Below are 20,757 nucleotides of genomic sequence, written 5' to 3'. Positions count from 1 at the left end.
TCCGGCGGAGGAGTCGGATCAATCCCTAATAAGGAGTGGATCATGCATCCTGAGTTTAGAGGCGACATGGATCATCACGATGGCACATCTGATGCAATACCTGGTGGATATGTCGAAAAACAACGCCCCGGCGAATTGGCTTTCGCAATATTTCTGACACTCGCCAGCCTGTTTTTGCTTTACAGTGCCTATGGCATCTCTGGATTTGATGCCTTATCCGCCCCCGGTGCCATTCCAATGGCCACAACGCTGGTGATGGCCATTTCGGCCTTTGCGGTGGTCTTGCGTACGGCCCGCTTGAAAAAGGTCACAACCGAAACGCTTTCCAAAGATATTCTGCCCGGAACAGTGGTTCTTTTTATTGGCTTTTTGATTGTGTTCGGTTTGCTTTTGCAACCACTGGGTTTTGTCCTGACGGCTGCAGTGTTTCTCATTGTTGCGATCAAAGTGCTTGCCAAGCGGGGCTGGGGTTACACGCTGGCCGTTGCATTAGGATCTTTGGTTGTGATCTGGATCGTTTTTCGTGTGGTGTTTACCGTGCTTTTGCCCGCAGGCGTTCTGCCCGAAGCTGAGTTCATTCAGTATTTTCGCAACCTTATGTCCGCAGGAGCATCCTGATGGATACGTTTCTCGCTATATTTACAGTTTTCACCCAACTTGATCTGCTTGTGCTTGTCGGTGTGGGCACCTTTGTTGGTATTTATATCGGCGCCATTCCCGGTCTTTCGGTCACCATGGCCGTGTCCATCCTGATTTCCTTTACTTTTTCGTGGGATGTATATCCCGCGATTTCGTTGATGGTCGGCATCTATATGGGGGGCGTTTATGGCGGGTCGCGTACAGCAATTCTGCTGAACATTCCGGGCGCGCCTTCGGCGATTGCCACCGCCATGGATGGTTATCCTATGGCGCAACGCGGCGAGGCTGGTCAGGCAATCGGCGTCACGACAGTCATGTCTTTCTTTGGCGGTTTGATTGGTATTTTGGTCTTGGCTCTTGCAGCCCCGTTTGTGTCCGAATTCGCGCTGAGCTTTCAGCCACGTGATTACATGCTGTTGGCGGTTTTAGGCATCCTTTTGGTTGGGTCTTTGTCCAGCGGATCGATGATAAAAGGTATTTTTGCGGGTTCTTTGGGCATTGCCATCGGTGCCGTAGGGCGTGACCCGCTGACGTTTACGGAACGGTTCACGTTTGATTTTCAGATCATGGAAGGTGGGATTTCTTTTATCGCCGTGATGATCGGTATGTTCGGCGTGTCTGAGGCGTTGATGCAATTGCAAAACGTCAACATGAAAGCGGTTCGCCAAAAGATTGACAGAATTGTCCCCTCGTTTGGGACTGTCAAAAAATACCTGCCGCTTTCCCTGCAGACGTCAACCATTGGGGTCATTATAGGGGCCTTGCCAGGAACAGGCGGCGATATCGCGGCTTTGATGGCCTATGATCACGCAAAACGGGTGACTAAGAAACCTAAGGTGCCATTCGGCCAAGGCGCAATGGAAGGGCTGGTTGCGCCGGAAACAGCCAATAACGCGGCTGTTGGTGGCGCGTTTATTCCGATGATGACTTTGGGTATCCCCGGTGATGCGGTCACCGCAATCATGATTGGCGCGCTTTTCATTCACGGTTTGAACCCCGGACCTATGCTGATGATCGATCAGCCAGATATGTTTTGGTTCATTGTTGGTGCTTTATTCACCGCAAATATTTTCATGCTAATTTTTGGCCTAACCGGCATTAAGATATTCACCAAGATCGTTGAGATACCGCGGTCAATCATTATTCCTCTCATCCTGCTTTTATCGATTGTCGGGGCCTACGCGGTGAACAATTCAATCACCGATGTGTATTGGATGCTCGGCTTTGGTGTTTTTGGTTATTTCATGCGTCATTACGGCTATCCTTTGGGGCCTGTGATCTTGGGCGTCATCCTGTCACGTCTGCTTGATGACAATTGGCGCCGTGCCATCATTTCTGAGCGTGAAGAACTGGGCCGGTTTTTCCATGGCATCTTCACAAGCCCTCTTTCTTTGGTGCTGTTCGTGGCCGTGATTTTGATTTTTGTGAGCCAAACACCGCTTTGGGCGATACTGAAAAAACGCTTGTTTAGAAAGACATCGTGATGACATCCACTCATACAAATACCATCAAGCTTGGTTTGATCGGCGACAATATTGTTCGGTCTAAATCGCCGCGGCTACATCGCACCGCTGGACGATTGGCTGGATTAGATGTCACATATGACAGGCTCATCCCCAAGGACATGGGCCTTTCGTTTGATGACGTCTTTCAGCAAGCGCGCATTGATGGATTTCGCGGGATCAATGTCACTTACCCTTACAAAGAATTGGTAACGTCCAAAGTGACCGTTTGCGACCCGTTGGTCCGTGCCATCGGTGCGGTCAATACGGTCGTTTTCGACGCTGATGGTCCCAAAGGGTTCAACACGGATTACACTGGGTTTATGAATGCCTACCGAAGTGTTCGGGGGGGGCAACCCCCCGGTACAGTTTGCCTTATTGGCACAGGTGGCGTGGGCAAGGCTGTGGCTTTTGGTCTGGTTGCCCTTAATGCGAAAACCATTCGATGTGTCGACCTTGATGCGGCCAAAGTAGAGGCTCTTGCTCAGGCTTTGAGCGCCCTTGGGGCCGACACATTGATCGAAACATCAAGCGATGCGGTCCTTGCCGCCAAAGATGCGGATGGACTTATCAATTGCACCCCGTTGGGCATGGTTGGGATTGGTGGATCCTCTTTGCCTGCTGACGCTATGCAGGGGGCAAGTTGGGCCTTTGATGCTGTCTATACCCCTGTAGAAACACAGTTTTTGCAAGATGCCAAGCTGGCCAGTCTTACGGTAATTTCGGGGTATGAGCTTTTCTTTGAACAGGGCTTGGATGCGTGGAAAATCTTTACAAATGCTTATCTTAATCCGTCGGAACTTCGCGACGCTATTCAGGGAGATGCGCTTTGAAAACATCTATTGCAACGGTTTCGATCTCTGGCAACCTGCCCGCAAAACTTGAAGCAATTGCCGCTGCGGGTTTTGATGGCATCGAAATTTTCGAACAAGATTTCATCGCCCACGATGGCAATCCCCGAGAGGTGGGCGATCTGATCCGATCAATGGGTCTAGAGATCACTTTGTTCCAACCTTTCCGAGACTTTGAAGGATTGCCCGAACCGCTGCGTGCAAAGGCATTTGACCGCGCAGAACGTAAGTTTGACCTGATGCAGGAATTGGGCACGGATCTGGTATTGGTTTGCTCGTCATGTCACCCAGAGGCCCTTGGTGGTATCGATCGCGCAGCGGCCGACTTTCACGCGTTGGGCGAACGCGCAGCCAAGCGTGATCTGCGGGTCGGGTTTGAAGCGCTCGCGTGGGGGCGTCATGTCAACGATCACCGCGATGCTTGGGAAATTGTACGCCGCGCAGACCATGAAAATGTTGGCTTGGTGCTTGATAGCTTCCACACTTTGGCACGTAAAATTGATCCAGAAACGATCCGGCGCATTCCGGGCGACAAGATATTTTTTGTTCAACTTGCCGATGCACCTTTGATCGACATGGATCTGCTCTATTGGTCCCGCCATTTTCGCAACATGCCCTTTGAGGGTGATTTGCCCATCGTTGACTTTATGAAAGCCGTGATGGCGACAGGATATAACGGCCCGATTTCTTTAGAGATTTTCAACGATCAATTTCGTGGCGGACACCCTAAGACTGTTGCTAAAGACGGCTATCGTTCTCTTGTCGCATTGATGGATGACGTACAAAGGGACGCGCAGCCTGCACCCCAAAATTTGGTTAAAATGCCTGAGCGTTCCAGCGTTGAAGGGATCGAATTCGTTGAATTCGCGACACGAGGTGAAGACGCGCAAGCACTAGAATCCATCTTGAAGACCCTTGGTTTTCAACACTCAGGCAATCACATTGCAAAGAAGCTTTCACTTTGGACCCAAGGTGACATTCGAATTGTCATTAACCGAGAAACGTCAGGCTATGCCAGCAGTGCTTACGCCATGCACGGTACGACTGTATGCGACATCGGAATATCGGTGGATTCCGCAGCACAGACGGTTTCCAGAGCAAAGTCTTTGGGCGCTGATCTTTTCGAACAGGCCATTGGCCCCGGCGAGCTGAGCATTCCTGCTATCCGTGGTCAAAGCGGCAGCGTTTTGCATTTCATTGATAAATCAAGCGGCTTGAGTGACGTATGGTCTGTTGAATTCGCTCATGCGTCAGACGATAAAACCGATGCTGGTCTGGAATGCATTGATCACCTTGCGCAGACCATGAGCTATGATGAAATGCTCAGTTGGTCGTTGTTTTACACTACACTCTTTCAGATGCAAAAATCACCAATGGTCGATGTCGTGGATCCAGACGGATTGGTGCGCAGTCAGGCGTTGGAAACAGGCACTGGGTCACTGCGCATCACACTCAATGGGGCGGAAACCCATCGCACAATGGCCGGAAACTTTCTGGCCGACAGCTTTGGTGCTTCGGTTCAACACATTGCCCTATCGACACGTGATATCTTTGCGACGGCTGCCGCGATGGCAAAGTTGGGCTTTGATCCCTTGCCGATGTCGGAAAACTATTATGCCGATTTGGTGGCACGTTTCGATCTGCCCACAGACATGCTCGCCGCGCTAAAAGCCGGGAACATTCTATATGATGAAGATGCACAAGGGGCATTCTTTCAGTTTTATTCCAAGCCCTATGCGGGGGGGATGTTCTTTGAAATTGTTGAGCGGCGGGGAAATTATAATGGTTATGGCGCCCCAAATGCACCCTTCCGAATTGCGGCTCAAAAGCGGTTGATGCGCCCCAAAGGAATGCCCAAGTTGTGATTGGGACACTCAATCGGGACTGTTTATCAGTCGCTATTTTGTGAAAAAATCGCCAAATACAACTGCTGCGTAAAATGTACCTTTGTTGGTTTCGGGGGGCAAAGAGCTGGCGAATTCAAACAGAAAACGTCGCTTTTTCTTTGCGCGTCTCGACCCTATTCAATAGGTAAGAGCGCAACCCAGCATGAAATTGACTTTGGCATCTCATATGAAAATTCCCAGTGCAGCTCTTCTTTTTACGACATCACTCATGCCAGCATTGGCGCAAGATTTGCCGTCTCCTGTGACTGATCAATCATATGTTGCTGTGGACTTGCTTGAGGCCCAGTTGGGTCAGCTTCTCTTTTATGATCCGATCCTGTCGGGCAACCGCGACGTTGCCTGTGTGACCTGTCATCACCCCAAACTCGGCACGTCAGATGGCGTTTCGTTGTCTTTGGGCGATGGCGGTATTGGCATGGGGCCGTCGCGCCACGTCGATCCGAATAACGTTCCAGAAGAGCGAATTCCCCGCAATGCCACCGGGCTTTTCAACCTAGGTGCCAAGGAATTTACGACTCTATTTCACGATGGTCGCCTTGAAGCAGATTCAAACCAGCCAAACGGCATTCGCACGCCAATGGGATCGGACATGCTGGACGGGTTCGTATCGGTTTTATCGGCGCAAACCATGTTTCCGGTGCTTAGCCGTGATGAAATGGCGGGATCGCATCGTGAAAACGACATCGCCCGCAATGTGCGTCAGGGCATCATAACGGGCAAGGGCGGCGCTTGGGATTTACTGGCGCGACGCGTGGCAGATATTCCAGAATATGCGGATGGGTTCGTGGCGCTGTTCCCCCACATAAATACACCTGACGATATCGCGTTTACAGATATTTCAAACGCGATTGCGGCCTTTGTATCTTACGAATGGCGCTCTGACACCGCGCCGTTTGACGCTGTTTTGCGGGGCACTGATACTCTTGATGCTCAGGCTCAAACAGGGCTAGACCTGTTTTACGGCAAAGGCGCTTGCGCGACGTGCCATTCGGGGCCGTTTTTGACCGATCATGCATTTCATGCGATGGCAGCGCCGCAAATCGGGCCTGGAAAATCAGCCACATTCGAAGACCACACCAGAGATGATGGCCGCTTTCGTGTGACAGGGCGCGAACAAGATCGCTATGCGTTTCGCACGCCTTCTTTGAGAAATGTGGCGTTGACCGGACCTTATGGCCATGCGGGCGCGCACCGCGATCTGGCGCAATTTGTGGCGGATCACAGTGATCCAGCGCAAAGCCTTGCGCACTATGACCGCACGCAGGCCATAGTGCCGGATTTTGAAAGCGACGATTTTAAGGTATTGGATGACCCAGAACAGGTGGCGGCAATTGCGGCCGCGGTCACATCGCCACCGGCCAGCTTAAGCGCAGACGACGTGGCGGCCATCGTCGCATTTCTACATTCACTCACAGACCCGATCAGCATCACAGGGCGCTTGGGGTCACCTGTCTCCGTGCCCAGCGGGCTGGCAGTTCCCACGGTTGACACCGTTGACTAGGGCTTTTTGATCACAACATTGCTGCGGGCCGACACCATTTCAGATGTCTTGGTGCCATCTGGCCAAATCACGCTGACTTGGGCTTGCGTTGCATCGGCCAAACCAAAGTGGCGCGGCAACATTTGCCCGCCGGCATGACCGCCGCCAATCGTTTGCTGTAAAACTTGCGAACGCGCGTTTGTCGTGACAGTCATCACCGCGCCGATTGCATTGCGGTTTGCGTCGGTTTGTTGAAGCTCGACCGTGATCCAATGACCCGTGTTTAGGGTCACATTGCGATAAACCTCTAACGGCGCGCGGCGGTTTGAAACGATCAAATCCAAGCGGCCATCGCGATCAAAATCGACCAAAGCGGCACCGCGTGAGCGGTCTGTTGAGGCGATGCCAGCCTGCACAGCCGTCTCATAAAACGTTCCATCGGGGCGCTGCATCAACAGGTTGTTGGGGTCTTGCATCGCCATTCCAGGCATCTGGTCAACGTTGCCTTTGGCGATAAACAAATCTGCACGGCCATCATTGTTGATATCGCCAAATTCTGCGTGCCATCCGGTCGAGGGGCGCCCATCATCACCGATATGGGGGCGTTGCGCATAGGTGCCCAGTGCGTAATCTGCCGCGACATAGCCTCCGCCTGGAATGGCAAATTGCAGCAATTGATCCCCCATCGAGGTGAGCATAACATCATCAACCGCGTCGCCATTCAAATCGCGACTGGCGATGCCCATGCCCCAAAGCGCTATGTTATTCCAACCGTCTGCTGCGCCCAGAAACCGTTGGTCTGCGATGTCCCACATCTGTTCGTGCCCACCGCTTACATAATAATGTCTGTCGTTGGACAGGCGTAGTGTTGGCTTGCCGCGTGCATCATTTGCGGCGAGCATGGACAGCGGGCAAAATCCCGGCTGCAAGGTTTCGTTTGTGTAACCATGTTCAAAGGGGCGCAAAATACTGTTGGTGTCGCAGGCCTCGAATGGGCCATCGGGATCATCTCGATCAACGTAATTTCCGACCACCAGCGTCGGGCGTTCTGCGTCGTTTTCCCACCATGCTGTGAACGCGGTGCTCCAATCATTGTCGGGCGGAATCCCTAGAGTGGTTGTTGCGTCAGTGAAAACACAATCGCCCATCCCTTTGAGAATTCGGTTCTGCCCCACCCGCAAAACGAACAGATCCATCTGACCGTCTGCATTCATATCAATCGGATAGGCTCCAGTTACCCCCTTTAACGCGGGTACATCCATCGCGGTAAAGGTAAAGTTCCCGTCGTTGCGGATCAGCGTGGCAGGGTTTTCACCGCCAGCAGCAAAAACATCGGGCAATGCATCACCATTGCAATCAAAAACCGCAATTCCACCGCCAACAAAGTGTTCCCAGCCGCCATCGTAAATATGTTTGGGCAGGGCGTTTGATCGGTTCTCAAACAGGGGGTCTGCCCCAACAGGCAGGGCGAGACCGCAGATGACAAAAGCCGCTATTTTCATGGAGTTTGAACCTCTAGCCCGCCAACCATTGTATCGGTCAGTGCAGAAAGCCCTGCCGCTGTGGCGCCACGCGCCCAGACCAAATCGTCCCATGGATGGATTTGGATTTCGCAAGGTTGTCGATCATTCGACAAGGTTAACTTTTGCATGTCTGCCAAGACCTCATCCGCATATAGATAATGGCATTGCACGCGCTCACCCGACAAAATGATAAGTGGTGGGTCAAACAATTGAATCACATTTGAAAGCCCAACCGACAAATAGCGCCCTGCGCGCCGAAAAATAGTTTGCGCTGCCGTATTGCCAGCTTGGGCTTGTTCAAACAGTAAATCCAATAACTCTTTGGGGCGGCGTGCATCTAAGTGATTGACATTTAATGCTGTTTGAGCTTCGCGTGTGAGGGCGTAATCGCCTAAATACGCCTCGAGACAGCCACGCTGACCGCACCGACACAAGGCCCCATCGAGATGAACCTTGGTGTGCCCAAGCTCAAGTCCCATGCCATGCGTGCCCCGATACAGTCGATTGTTCACGACCAACCCCATGCCAACGCCCGTCTCAACGGTGACCACAGCAAAGTCGGTTTTATCGCGTCCAGAGCCAAACCATAGCTCATACAATGTGAGCATGTTTGTGTCGTTGTCCAAAAACAACAGCGCGTTAAACCGCTTGGCAAACTCTGGGTGAAGATCGACATGCGCGCCCTCAAGCAATGAGCTCCATCTGATCGTCCCGCTGTTTTGATCAATAAGCCCAGGCAACCCAACCCCGACGGCTTTGATGTCATCGGCCTGCATGCCAGCTTTTTGGGTCACGTTCTCAATCAAGTCTGCAATCTCATCCAACATTTGCGTGGGGCTACGGCGCATAACGGACGTGGGGCACGCCGTGGTGGCAATCAAATTTCCTGCAAAATCACACAATACGGCCGAGTGTTGCGTGTATGATAATTTGATGCCGATAACATAAGCCGCCTCTGGCACGATTTCCAATGCCACCCGTGGACGCCCGCGACCCAGTTCGCCCTGCCCATGTTCACGCGCAGGTTCATCGGTCTCACGTAACAAGCCCGCAGCAATTAGGTCGGCTGTCTGGGTCGTTGCGCTGCCCGCACTGATTTGCAGGGACCGCGTGATATCTGCGCGCGCTGTACATCCAACGGCACGGACATGTTGAAAGATTTTCTGCCGTAACGGCGTGGAATTGGGCGAGTCTCTGTGCAGAAGGGGGCCGCAACCATTTGATATCAAGTTATCTTTATTATATTTCAGCACCTAAACATATTCCTATTTTATTGGCCGTAATTGGTGATAGAAACGTTGAGTTTCGCCACAATGAAGTGTTTTTGGAAATATTTCTACAAAAACTTACATCTTTTATTTTGCAAATTAAATTTAATGAGTGCATCTTAGATTCGAGTCAGGTGACTCGCTCCCTTGTAAAAAGGGGGCAATCTAAGGGAGGATTACAATGAATAAGTTTATTATCGCAGCGGCTGTCGCCGTCGCTGGGTTCGGTTCTGCATCATTTGCAGACGGTCTTAAAGTCGGCGTGAGCTGGTCAAATTTCCAAGAAGAACGCTGGAAAACAGACGAAGCCGCGATCCGCACCGCACTTGACGCAGCAGGGGCGACCTATGTGTCTGCCGATGCACAGTCATCTTCAGCCAAACAGCTTTCTGACGTTGAAAGTTTGATCGCACAAGGCGTTGATTCCATCATCATCTTGGCGCAAGACAGCGCAGCCATCGGCCCAGCTATTGATGCTGCAGACGCCGAAGGTATTCCTGTCGTTGCTTACGACCGCTTGATCGAAGACAGCCGCGCATTCTACCTGACATTCGACAACGTCGAAGTTGGCCGCATGCAAGCTCGCGCTGTTTTTGCAGCTCAGCCAACTGGCAACTACGTTATGATCAAAGGCTCGCCTACTGATCCAAACGCAGACTTTTTGCGTGGTGGCCAACAAGAAATCATCCAAGCTGCAATCGACAGCGGTGACATCACAATCGTTGACGAAGCCTACACAGATGGTTGGTTGCCTGCGAACGCACAGCGCAACATGGAACAAATCCTGACAGCGAACGACAACATGGTTGATGCTGTTGTGGCCTCCAACGACGGTACCGCTGGCGGTGTTGTTGCTGCGCTGACAGCACAAGGCATGGAAGGCATTCCTGTGTCTGGTCAAGACGGCGACCATGCAGCTTTGAACCGCGTTGCCCTTGGCACACAGACTGTGTCTGTTTGGAAAGATGCGCGTGCTCTTGGACGCGTTGCTGGTGAAGTTGCTGTAGCTTTGGCTGCTGATGAAAACGCAATGGTTGCCGGATCGTCCATGTGGACATCACCTGCTGGCACTGAACTGCACTCTATGTTCCTTGCGCCAGTTCCTGTGACTGCAGCAAACCTAAGCGTTGTCACAGACGCGGGTTGGATCACTGTTGAGGCATTGTGCCAAGGCGTGACTGACGGTCCTGCACCTTGTAACTAAGTCGCTCGATTGGGCGGATCGTTTGATGATGCCCAATCGACAACGGGTCTCGCCATTGGCGGGACCCACACGTTTCCCCCATACATCCACACGCACTTGTCCAGCTCTGCTGGCGCTATTTGCTTGTCCAATCGTCGCGCTTTTTTGATGGAGACAGACCATGTCTGACCACAACCCCGCCATACCGCAGCCCAAACGCAACATCCTGCAATCCTTGCAAGTCGATATGCGTCTTCTTGGGATGATCGGTTCCTTTTTAGCGGTTTGCATCGTTTTTAATATACTCACAGACGGGCGTTTTTTAACGCCGCGCAACATCTTCAACCTAACGATCCAGACTGTATCTGTGGCGATCATGGCAACGGGCATGGTGTTCGTGATTGTGACCCGTCACATTGATTTGTCGGTTGGCGCGTTGCTTGCGACCTGTACAGCTGTGATGGCTATGACCCAAACACAGTGGTTGCCGCAAATCATCGGGCTAGAGTTGGGGCATCCGTTGATCCCTTGGATCGCCATTGCTGCAGGTCTGATCACTGGCGCTGTGATTGGTGCAGCCCAAGGGTGGCTGGTTGGATATCAAGCGATCCCTGCCTTTATCGTGACACTTGGTGGTCTTTTGATTTGGCGCAACGTCGGTTGGTGGATGACAGATGGCGCCACAATCGGCCCGCTTGATCAAACATTCGTACTGTTTGGCGGCATCGGTGGCACGCTTGGCGTGTTTTGGAGCTGGGTTGTTGGTCTGGTTGCGACGGCTGCGGCGCTTTTGGCGCTTGGCTCGGCAAGACGTACCAAAAATGCTCATGGTTTCCCTGTGAAGCCTTTGTGGGCCGAAGTCTTGGTCATGGCCGTGATTGCTGCTGCAATCCTTGGATTTGTCGCCATTCTAAATGCCTACACTGTGCCCGAACGGGTCATTGCACGCGATCCTGCTTTGTTTGGTTGTGATGTCGCAGAAGGCTGTGTTGCCGCATATGGCTTGCCTTATTCTGTGCTGTTGCTGATCGTTGTGGCCATTGTCATGACTGTTATCGCGCTGCGCACACGGCTTGGACGCTACATATTCGCAACTGGTGGCAACCCAGAGGCTGCACAGCTTTCGGGCATCAATACACGCCTTTTGACGGTCAAAATCTTTTCCATGGTTGGCGTTTTGTCCGCTTTGGCTGGCATCGTGGCCTCGGCGCGTTTGGGGTATCACACGAATGACATCGGCACCTTGGACGAGCTGCGCGTGATCGCGGCAGCCGTTATTGGCGGAACTGCTTTGTCTGGTGGTATCGGGACGATTTATGGTGCCATCATCGGCGCTTTGATCATGCAATCTTTGCAATCTGGCATGGCCATGGTTGGCGTTGATGCGCCCTATCAAAACATTGTCGTTGGCGCGGTTCTTGTCCTCGCTGTTTGGATCGACATTCAATATCGCAAGCGCGTGGGAGCAAAAGTATGAGCACTCCATTAGTCGAAATGAAAAACGTCTCAATCGCATTTGGCGGTGTCCATGCGGTTGATGATGTCAGCATCGAGCTGCATGCAGGCGAAGTTGTTGGTCTTTTGGGCCACAACGGCGCGGGCAAATCTACGCTGATCAAAATGCTGTCAGGGGCCTATAAAATGGACTCTGGCGAAATCTGGATCGAAGGCGAACGTGCAACGATCAATTCCCCTGCTGACAGCCGTGATTACAACATCGAGACCATATACCAGACGCTTGCGCTGGCCGATAATCTTGATGCCGCGTCTAACCTGTTTTTGGGGCGCGAGTTGACCACGAAACTTGGCTTTGTCGACGATGGTCGTATGGAAGCTGAGACCCGCAAAATCATGGCGCGGCTCAACCCTAATTTCAAAAAACTCAAAGAACCCGTGTCCGCCTTGTCTGGTGGTCAGCGTCAATCTGTTGCCATTGCCCGTGCGGTGTATTTCAACGCCAAAATCTTGATCATGGACGAACCGACAGCGGCTTTGGGTGTGCATGAAACGGCTATGGTCGCCGAATTGATTGGCGAGTTGAAAAAACAAGGTCTGGGTATCTTCTTGATCAGTCACGATACGCGCGAAATGATGGATTTGTGTGACCGCGTGTCCGTGATGAAAAACGGCAAGATGGTCGGCACAGAGCGAGTTGAGGATGTCACCGAAGATGATATCCTGTCTATGATCATTTTGGGCAAAAACCCAAAGGCCGCAGCCTGATCTTCACGGGCATTGATCTTGGAACCTCATCCCTAAAAGCGATTTTGGCGGATGAGGGCCATGCCAAGGCTCTTGGGGCTGACCGCTGGGCGTGATGGCCGTGATCTGCATGTTACCATGCCGCCAATCCTAAAAATCATTGCCTGATCCTGCGCTGAAACCCACATTTACCGAATCTCATAGCCGCTACCGCGCAGCTATTCTGTTCTAAAGGACATCTGATATGACCGACTTTTTCAAAGGCATCCCCGCAATCAAATATGAGGGGCCAGACAGCGATAACGAGTTTGCTTTCCGCCACTACAACCCTGATGAAATCGTCATGGGCAAGACCATGAAAGAGCAACTGCGTTTTGGGGCAGCCTATTGGCATTCCTTTGCTTGGCCCGGTGACGATCCCTTTGGTGGTCAAACATTTGATCGCCCTTGGTTTGGAAACACATTGGAATTGGCCAAACTCAAGGCTGATGTCGCATTTGAGATGTTCCAGATTTTGGACGTACCCTATTTTTGTTTCCACGATGCAGATGTTCGCCCAGAAGGCGCTACCTTTGCCGAAACCACTGCCAACCTTGAAGCCATCGTTGATTACTTCGCTGAAAAGATGGATGAAACTGGCGTAAAATTGCTTTGGGGCACCGCGAACCTGTTTTCACACCGACGCTTTATGTCAGGTGCTGCAACCAACCCAGACCCAGATATCTTTGCTTTCTCAGCCGCGACAATCAAAACCTGCATGGACGCCACGATGAAATTGGGCGGCGAAAACTATGTTCTTTGGGGCGGTCGCGAAGGCTATGAGACGCTGCTCAACACCGACATGGGACGCGAGCGCAGGCAAGCGGGCCGGATGCTTCAGATGGTCGTCGATTACAAACATAAGATGGGCTACAAAGGCGCGATCTTGATCGAACCCAAGCCACAAGAACCGACCAAGCACCAGTACGATTATGATGTCGCAACTGTGTATGGATTTTTGAAAGATTTCGGCCTTGAGGGCGAGGTTCAAGTGAACGTCGAACAGGGGCATGCGATTTTGGCAGGCCATTCGTTCGAGCATGAATTGGCTTTGGCGCGCGAGTTGGGCATTTTCGGATCCATCGATATGAACCGCAACGATTATCAATCGGGCTGGGATACGGATCAGTTCCCAAACAATGTGCCTGAAATGGCATTGGCCTATTACGAAGTGCTGCGCGCGGGTGGTTTCAAAACTGGTGGTACGAACTTTGACTCAAAGCTGCGCCGTCAATCGCTTGATGCCGAAGATCTAATCCTTGCGCATGTTGGCGGTATGGATGCTTGTGCTGCGGGCCTAAAAGCTGCAGCCGCTATATTGGAAGATGGCAAACTCGAAGCCGCACGTAATGCGCGGTATGCGGGTTGGGACAGCGCGAATGGCGCGGCTCTTATGTCCGATGATTTGACCACAATCCATGACCGTGTCTTGGCACAAAACCTCAATCCTGATCCAAAATCAGGTCGCCAAGAACGCCTCGAAAACCTTGTGAATAAGTACTTCTAAGGCAAACAAGAACATCTGTGATTGCCATTTGGCGGTCACGGGCTCGAACACTTGAAGACGTTTTGCGTGGGCTGCGGTGGTTCATCTACCGCCGCAGCCCACGTGTATTGTTAATGCAGCCACAACATTTTTGATATTGCTGTCGATAGGGAAATTTTTTCAAAATAGCATGGCATTAGTGAAGGTAGTCTCATCGCTTGGAGTGGCGCTTATTTCTGGGTTGGGAACACGATCTCGCGCAGGGTCGCAAGAGTTCTAAGCACGCCATCTTTGGTTGTAATTACCCCAGGGGACATCCGCAAAATCTGACTGCGATTGTCCATATAGATCGCCTTTTCTCGCAGGGCCGCCACAACATCTGCAGCGGGCAGGCGGTCTGGCAAAGTCACCATAAGGCTGCCCCCGCGTTGCTCTGGATCTGATGGGCTTGCAAGAACAAGGCCCATTTCCTCTAAGCCAGCCTGAAGAATAGCTGTAAGCATACGGTTGTGCGCGGCGATAGTGTCGCTGTCTTGGGCCATGCGCCATTTCATCGCCGGAAGGCTGGCGAGGGCGGAAACGCTTGCAGGTGTGCCACTGTCAAGCCGACGCGCATCATCGGCAAATTTGAAAGCATCCAGCGCCCAAGAAAACGGATTGTCTTGCGAAAACCAACCGCGCAGTTCGGGTTCACAGCGCAGCAAAAGGTCGTGGTCCATGTAAATGATCCCAGCCCCCGGCGTGCCGCACATCCATTTGAGACTCGTCGAAAGCGCGAAATCTACTTTTGGTGCCATCACATCGTAAGGCAAAAGGCCCGCCGCTTGCGTTAAATCTACACCGATCAGTGACCCCATCGCGCGGCCGTGGGCCGCGAGCTGCGGGATGTCGAGACGATGAGAACTGGTTGAGCTGACCCACGTTAGCAAGGCCAGCGCGACGTCTTCGTCCCATTCGGATATGATGTCTTCGGCTTCGACCCAGTTACCGCCCTGTCTGATTGGTACGGTTGTGAGGGTGAATTCAAAACGCTTGGCCAGTCCTGTCAGCAAAAAGTGTAACGATGGAAAACCGTCTTCTGCCACCAAAACCTTTTTGCCGCGCAATGTGCCTTCGGGCAGTGCTCCGATGACGGACATCAGGCCCGTCGTGACGCTTTCGGTCGTGGTCACTGTGCCTTTGGGCGCTTGGATCAGTTCGGCCCAAAGGTCGATGAACTGCTGGCGTTTGCCCAAAACATCGCCCCATTGATCGCCATTAAAGGCGCCCCAAACCTGAGAAAAATCTGTAAGGCCCGCCGCCATATCTTCTTTCTTTCCATCGTATTGACCGATGGAGTGGTACAGCAGATAGGCATCGCCTGTTTCTGGTAATATGGACATTGATGTCTCCGTTAGAATAGGGGCTCAGGTTTAGCGGTAACCGCGTTTGTAGTGTTGCTCTAGCCAGCCCGTCAGACGCACAAGCGGCCAAAGGATCGCGATGTAAATGAGCGCGGCCAGCAAAAGGGGCGTGGGGTTGGCAAAAAGAGCTTGGGCATCGGTGGCTTGTTTCAAAAGGTCATCCATCGCAACAACCGAGGCAAGCGACGTGTCTTTGATGATCGCCACACCGTAAGAGGCCAAAGGCGGGATCATCATGCGGAAAGCTTGGGGTAAAATCACTTTGCGCATTGTGGTGGCAAAGGACAGGCCAAGGGCATCGCAAGCCTCGAACTGGCCCTTTGGTACGGCCTCAATCCCAGCACGTACGACCTCGGCAGTGTAGGCCGCTAGCACCACGGCCAAGGCCACGGTCGCCGCCACAAAAGAGGACAAAACGATCCCCGTAAAGGGCAGGGCGTAATAGACTAGAATGAGCACAACCAGCACCGGAATGGCACGGAAAATATCGGTGTAAAAAATGGCCAAAAGCTGGAATGGGCGCGGGGCGTAGAGACGTACGAGGCACACCAGAATGCCCAAGATACCACCCGTGACAATGGCCGCCCCACCAAGAAGCAGCGTGTTCAACAGGCCGCGCATGATGATCGGAAAGGCGCGGCGCATCACGTCGATGTTGAAGAAAATGTCGATAATTTCCATAGGGGCTCCGGTCGTAGAGGCGCAATTGGGCACGTCATCTTAAAGGGTCGAGCGGCCCAGCAGGTGTCGCTGGGCCGCGTGAAGGGATTACTCGGCTGTTGTGGGAACAGGCATAGGTGTGACCGTAAGGCTGCCCGCCGCGGGCGCAACGCCCATCCATTTTTCAAAGATTTCGGCCATTGTGCCGTCTTCTTTCATGGCTGAAATGGCATCATTCACTGCCTCAAGGTTTTCGGACTCTTTAGGCATCATGATGGCGAACTTGTCACCTGTCGGGATCTCAACAGACACCTGAAGACCGCTGTCTTGCATCTGAGCAAAGGCATATCGCAACCCGACAATGTCGTTGACGGCGGCTTCGATGCGACCGCTGCGCAGATCTGTTAGCAGGTTGGCTGTGGAATCGTAGCTGGAATAGGATGCATATCCCAACTCATCTTCGCGTTCTTTAAGCCATGTTTCGGGAAAGGATGTTGCGATCGACCCAATGCGCTTGCCCTTAAGGTCTGCAAGGCCGGCGATCTCAGCTGTGTCTTTCGTGCCAACACCAAGTGCGCCAGAGAAATAAGGCTGGGTGAAAGATTGCGCTTCTAAACGTTCTTCGGTGATCGTCAAAGACGAGATAACCGCATCAACGCGACCGGATGCCGAGGCCACAAAAAGCGCACGAAAATCAAGACCCGTGATCTCGACATTCATATCGAGGCGTTTGGCGACTTCGGTGATGATGTCGACTTCAAAGCCTTCGAAATCGCCCGCTTCGTTTTTGAATTCCCATGGTGGGTTTGCGGGGTAAGACCCGACGCGCAAAACGTCTTGTGCCATAGCGCTGACGCCTGAAAGGGCAGTGATCGTGGCAAATGCGAGGCCTGTGAGAATCGTCCGTCTAGTGGTCATTGGTGAAATCCCTGTTGTTGTGTAGTGTGCTTTTTAAGCTGTTAATCCCATATCGTTTACACATTCAGTATACGGATACAAACATTTTGTTTAAGCTTAAAGCTTATTGTATACGTTTTTCCCTATATCTTGTAATGCTGATTAAAAATTGGAATACTGTTTCTAGGAGTAAAAATGTCTAATACGCCGAAGCGCCATATAAAAGATCAAATCTACGAAACCTATCTTGGGCGCATTCAGCGGGGCGAAGTTTCGTATACGGATCGGCTTGTTGATACGGCCATCGCTGCCGAGCTTAAGGTTTCGCGGATGCCCGTGCGCGATGCGCTTATGCGGCTCACGCACGAAGGCTATTTGACCAGCACAACGCGTGGCTTTGCATTGCCCAATCTGCAGCTCAAACAGATTTTAGAGATTTTTGAATTGCGTCGCCTGCTAGAGCCTCGTGCGGCGGCTTTGGCAACGGCCAAGCTCACGCAAAGTGATCTTGATGTGCTCAAGGCGGCCGTCGCGCAATCTGAGCGCACGTTAGAAACGGGCGACATCGAAAGTCTGTACGCCGCTTCTGAAACCATTCGTCGTACGTGGATTATGGCCGTGCCAAACGTCGAGCTGCGCGACACGATTTTGCGGTATATGGCGCAAATCCAGTCGGTGCGATTTGCGACACTGGGGGAAGCGCAATCCTTGCAGGTGCTTGTTGAGTTGCAGCGCCAAATGTTGCGCGCCTTTTCCAGCCGTGACGCCGCGCATGTCGAGCTTTTACTTTTGCGTTACGTGCTGGCCGGCGAAGAAAGTTTTCGCCGTGTCAAAGGTTTAAACGATTGGCCGAGCGATACCGAATCCAGCAGTGACCCCTAAGGGCGATGCCCGTCGCGTTTAACCGCATTCCATCGTTGCGACGGCACGATACAGCATTGAGGATTTGGGTGGTGTGCCACGGAACATATGGGCTGTTTCAAATGTGGCGATATAGCCAAGCGCATCCAGTGTCTTGTGCAAGCTGACTTGGCAGTCGGGGATGTCGACAATAATCTGTTGTGCATTCAATGCGGTTGCTGCGGCTTGCAAAAGCGCTAGAGCAGTTTCATCATCTGGCGCAACGATGGGGCCGATTTTTACCCCGTCATGGCAAAGTCGCGCAGTTGCAAACCCGGTGAGTTGGCCTGCTTGTTCTGCGACAACCGTTTTGCGACTTTTCGTGTGATCGCTGATCCAGTGTAATAAGAATTTGGGCCGCGCATATCCATTTGCTTGTGTGTCGAGCTTGGCGATTTCCGTGTGGTCGCGGTTTATGTCTATCGGACGGGTGCCTGTGACAGACAGGTTTGGCGATAATCCCTGCATGCGTGTGATTGCCCCTTGGCGGACAAAGCCTGACTTTGCGTAATTCGCCTCTTGTGCTGCAACGCCGTCCAATCCCACACAGCGCGTGCCTGCATGTTTTAGGGCATGTGTCCAAAGTCCTAGGCCAATGCCTTTGCCGCGAAAATCTGGGTGGCACAGATAGAGACCTAAAAAGGCCATCGTTTCATCGTGATTGACGACCGAAATTGCCGCGACCGTTTGTCCAGCATGGCGTGCAATGAAAAATCCGTCTTGATCGGCGGCCCGAAACGCGGGTGCATCATCAAGACCGGGATTCCATCCTTCATCCGCTGCCCAAGCTATCATTTGCTCTACTTCGTCCAAAGTTGCGGTGTGAAAGCTTACATTGTGAGGTAGGGGCGAGGTGCGAGAGGGGGTGAGGGTCATCTTGAAAGGGCATCCTTTAAAGATAAGGGCGCGGACACTTTGTTGCGCAGATCGAGTGAGGTGACCAGATCAACAAGATGGTTTTTCATCAACTCTTCTGCGCGTGGACCATCGTGATCGGCAAAGGCTGAAATCAACGCATCATGAGCATGGCTTTCGCACATGGCGGCACGGCGCTGCCAATAGAGTGCCACAATAAGCGATGACCGTGACATAAGTTGCGTGATAAAGGTTTCGATCGTTTGCTGATCTGCAATCTTTGCGATTTCGATGTGAAACTGCCCCGACAAGTACAAGGCCCGCCCGTGGTTTCCATCTGCCAAGGCTTCATGTTCGGCATCTATATGAGCTTGCAGTTTTAGGATGTCTTCGGGGCTTGCGCGCTCAGCGGCAGAATAGGCTGTGCGGGGCTCTATAAGAGCGCGGGCTTCAAACACTTCGCGGGCTTCGCGCACAGAGGGCTGCGCGACGAAAGCGCCCCTGTTACGTTTGTGTTCGACAAGACGTTGATGCGAGAGCGTTTGCAGCGCCGCGCGCACTGTCGTTCGGCTCACACCGTATATGTCCCCGATGTCGTCTTCGCCGAGTTTGGTGCCTGGTGCCAATTGATGCTCGTGAATCGCTAACTCGAGTTTTTCGAATAATTGATGTGCTGTGGGGGCTGGAATGGGTATTTCGGTCATTGGAATTTCCTTCATATCCATACTGGAATCACGGCGCATTTAATTCAAGCGAGATGATGTAACCAAAGTTGTATACAATTTTGAGCACAATATTGCGACCATTTGCGGTTTAAGTGCACAAAAAAGCGCCAATGCGCGTATTTGCCAAGCCTATGCGTTGAAAAATCTAGTCCACAAACAGTGAATTCGCGTGAACTTGAGGGGCGATACGTCAAACGCAGCCCGCACAAGATAGTGGGCGTATGGAGTGGATATGAGCAACGGTTACGATCTTGAACTGATTAATGTGACGAAAAAATATGGCGACGCGCTCGCTGTTGATCGGATCAATGCCAAATTTAAAGCTGGAAGTTATGTGTGCCTCTTGGGGCCTTCTGGCTGCGGAAAATCATCCACTTTGCGCATGATTGCAGGTCATGAAACAGTCACGGACGGATCTGTGGTTTTGGATGGGTTCGATGTCTCACATCTGCCGCCAGCCAAACGTGGCACCGCGATGATGTTTCAAAACTACGCGCTTTTTCCGCACCTGAATGTGCGTGACAACGTTGCCTTTTCATTGCGTATGAAGGGCGAGGATAAACCTTCGCGATATGCGCGTGCCAATGAGTTGCTAGAAATGGTCGACCTCACGGCATTGGCCGAGCGTCTTCCTGCACAACTGTCGGGGGGGCAACAGCAACGCGTTGCCTTGGCGCGGGCGTTGGTGACGAAACCCAAAGTGCTGCTTTTGGATGAACCGCTATCAGCCCTTGATCCCTTTTTACGCATTCGCATGCGTGCCGAATTGAAAAAACTACAACGCGAGCTTGGCATCACATTCATTCACGTCACCCACGGTCAAGACGAAGCTTTGGCGCTTGGCGATGAATTGGTCGTCATGAACAACGCGGTGATTGAACAATCCGGACCTGCCCGTGAGGTGTGGTCAGCCCCCAAAACAGAATTCGTGGCACGCTTTATGGGCGGTCATAACGTCATAGCCTTTGAGGGCGGCAAGGTCGCTTTACGCGCCGATGATATTCGTTTTGAGACTACGGGCTTGGCCGCGACGATCACATCCGTTGAATATCAAGGGGCTCATGTGGTCCTCAATGCGCGCACCGCAGCAGGCGAAGATGTGCTTGCGTTGATGCCAGATCATAAGTTTTTCGACACACCAAAAAATCCAGGCGATGCGGTCATGCTCGCGTGGGATGAGGGGCGGCTCCACCGCCTCCAAGCGTAAACGAAACACTCAATCCAACTCAAGCAATCA

At 52.3% G+C, this 20,757-nt stretch carries 18 protein-coding genes; 11 read left to right on the top strand and 7 right to left on the bottom strand.

What is annotated here, in order from left to right:
- Positions 1-42 precede the first annotated feature (42 nt).
- From BM025_RS01830 to BM025_RS01810, 5 genes are all read left to right on the top strand, one after another.
- Entirely contained in the window at positions 43-618 is a 576-nt protein-coding gene (locus tag BM025_RS01830) for a tripartite tricarboxylate transporter TctB family protein (RefSeq protein WP_085847188.1), read from the top strand.
- Positions 618-2,123 carry a tripartite tricarboxylate transporter permease gene (locus BM025_RS01825; RefSeq protein ID WP_085847189.1) on the top strand — a complete coding sequence of 502 codons (1,506 nt, stop codon included), beginning with the start codon at positions 618-620 and terminating at the stop codon, positions 2,121-2,123. Before BM025_RS01830 ends, BM025_RS01825 begins: the two co-directional genes overlap by 1 nt.
- A complete protein-coding gene (locus tag BM025_RS01820) occupies positions 2,123-2,974 on the top strand; it encodes a shikimate dehydrogenase family protein (protein WP_085847190.1) in 852 nt (283 codons plus the stop codon). Before BM025_RS01825 ends, BM025_RS01820 begins: the two co-directional genes overlap by 1 nt.
- Positions 2,971-4,857, top strand: coding sequence for a bifunctional sugar phosphate isomerase/epimerase/4-hydroxyphenylpyruvate dioxygenase family protein (locus BM025_RS01815; protein WP_085847191.1), 1,887 nt, complete (start codon positions 2,971-2,973; stop codon positions 4,855-4,857). The genes BM025_RS01820 and BM025_RS01815 overlap by 4 nt, the downstream gene beginning before the upstream one ends.
- Positions 4,858-5,065: 208 nt before the next feature.
- Positions 5,066-6,400, top strand: a complete 1,335-nt coding sequence (locus BM025_RS01810) for a cytochrome-c peroxidase (RefSeq protein WP_370738050.1) — start codon at positions 5,066-5,068, stop codon at positions 6,398-6,400.
- Here the strand turns inward: BM025_RS01810 and BM025_RS01805 are convergent.
- Together BM025_RS01805 and BM025_RS01800 are read right to left on the bottom strand one after the other, a co-directional pair.
- Positions 6,397-7,881 carry a CRTAC1 family protein gene (locus BM025_RS01805; protein WP_085847193.1) on the bottom strand — a complete coding sequence of 495 codons (1,485 nt, stop codon included), beginning with the start codon at positions 7,879-7,881 and terminating at the stop codon, positions 6,397-6,399. The two genes, BM025_RS01810 and BM025_RS01805, sit on opposite strands and share 4 nt — an antisense overlap.
- The gene (locus BM025_RS01800; RefSeq protein WP_306455971.1) at positions 7,878-8,948 is read right to left on the bottom strand and encodes an ROK family protein; all 1,071 of its coding nucleotides are present in this window, start codon (positions 8,946-8,948) and stop codon (positions 7,878-7,880) included. Before BM025_RS01800 ends, BM025_RS01805 begins: the two co-directional genes overlap by 4 nt.
- Before the next feature lie 403 nt (positions 8,949-9,351).
- Between BM025_RS01800 and xylF the strand changes: the two genes are divergently transcribed.
- The 4 genes from xylF (at position 9,352) to xylA (ending at position 14,101) form a co-directional block, all read left to right on the top strand.
- Positions 9,352-10,374 carry a D-xylose ABC transporter substrate-binding protein gene (xylF, locus tag BM025_RS01795; RefSeq protein ID WP_085847194.1) on the top strand — a complete coding sequence of 341 codons (1,023 nt, stop codon included), beginning with the start codon at positions 9,352-9,354 and terminating at the stop codon, positions 10,372-10,374.
- A gap of 160 nt (positions 10,375-10,534) precedes the next feature.
- Positions 10,535-11,830 carry a sugar ABC transporter permease gene (locus BM025_RS01790; protein ID WP_085847195.1) on the top strand — a complete coding sequence of 432 codons (1,296 nt, stop codon included), beginning with the start codon at positions 10,535-10,537 and terminating at the stop codon, positions 11,828-11,830.
- Positions 11,827-12,576, top strand: a complete 750-nt coding sequence (locus tag BM025_RS01785) for an ATP-binding cassette domain-containing protein (RefSeq protein WP_085847196.1) — start codon at positions 11,827-11,829, stop codon at positions 12,574-12,576. The genes BM025_RS01790 and BM025_RS01785 overlap by 4 nt, the downstream gene beginning before the upstream one ends.
- Positions 12,577-12,799: 223 nt before the next feature.
- Positions 12,800-14,101, top strand: a complete 1,302-nt coding sequence (xylA, locus tag BM025_RS01780) for a xylose isomerase (RefSeq protein ID WP_085847197.1) — start codon at positions 12,800-12,802, stop codon at positions 14,099-14,101.
- Between the two features lie 209 nt (positions 14,102-14,310).
- Here xylA and BM025_RS01775 read toward each other — a convergent pair whose 3' ends face one another.
- The 3 genes from BM025_RS01775 to BM025_RS01765 all read right to left on the bottom strand — a co-directional run bounded on the left by BM025_RS01775 (position 14,311) and on the right by BM025_RS01765 (position 17,061).
- Positions 14,311-15,462, bottom strand: coding sequence for an aminotransferase class V-fold PLP-dependent enzyme (locus BM025_RS01775; protein ID WP_085847198.1), 1,152 nt, complete (start codon positions 15,460-15,462; stop codon positions 14,311-14,313).
- A 30-nt stretch (positions 15,463-15,492) separates the two neighbouring features.
- A complete protein-coding gene (locus BM025_RS01770) occupies positions 15,493-16,164 on the bottom strand; it encodes an amino acid ABC transporter permease (RefSeq protein ID WP_085847199.1) in 672 nt (223 codons plus the stop codon).
- Positions 16,165-16,251: 87 nt separating this feature from the next.
- Positions 16,252-17,061 carry an ABC transporter substrate-binding protein gene (locus BM025_RS01765; protein ID WP_085847200.1) on the bottom strand — a complete coding sequence of 270 codons (810 nt, stop codon included), beginning with the start codon at positions 17,059-17,061 and terminating at the stop codon, positions 16,252-16,254.
- A gap of 174 nt (positions 17,062-17,235) precedes the next feature.
- On the opposite strand from BM025_RS01765, the gene BM025_RS01760 reads away from it, so the two are divergent.
- Positions 17,236-17,922, top strand: a complete 687-nt coding sequence (locus BM025_RS01760) for a GntR family transcriptional regulator (protein ID WP_085847201.1) — start codon at positions 17,236-17,238, stop codon at positions 17,920-17,922.
- Between the two features lie 18 nt (positions 17,923-17,940).
- Here BM025_RS01760 and BM025_RS01755 read toward each other — a convergent pair whose 3' ends face one another.
- Positions 17,941-18,816 carry a GNAT family N-acetyltransferase gene (locus BM025_RS01755; protein ID WP_085847202.1) on the bottom strand — a complete coding sequence of 292 codons (876 nt, stop codon included), beginning with the start codon at positions 18,814-18,816 and terminating at the stop codon, positions 17,941-17,943.
- Positions 18,813-19,499, bottom strand: a complete 687-nt coding sequence (locus BM025_RS01750; protein WP_090875134.1) for a GntR family transcriptional regulator — start codon at positions 19,497-19,499, stop codon at positions 18,813-18,815. The genes BM025_RS01755 and BM025_RS01750 overlap by 4 nt, the downstream gene beginning before the upstream one ends.
- 253 nt (positions 19,500-19,752) lie before the next feature.
- On the opposite strand from BM025_RS01750, the gene BM025_RS01745 reads away from it, so the two are divergent.
- A complete protein-coding gene (locus BM025_RS01745; RefSeq protein ID WP_085847204.1) occupies positions 19,753-20,727 on the top strand; it encodes an ABC transporter ATP-binding protein in 975 nt (324 codons plus the stop codon).
- Positions 20,728-20,757: the final 30 nt, after the last annotated feature.

It is taken from the genome of Pacificibacter marinus (assembly GCF_900109555.1).
Taxonomy (GTDB): Bacteria; Pseudomonadota; Alphaproteobacteria; order Rhodobacterales; family Rhodobacteraceae; genus Celeribacter; species Celeribacter marinus_C.
This window is presented reverse-complemented; position numbering and strand designations above follow the sequence as displayed.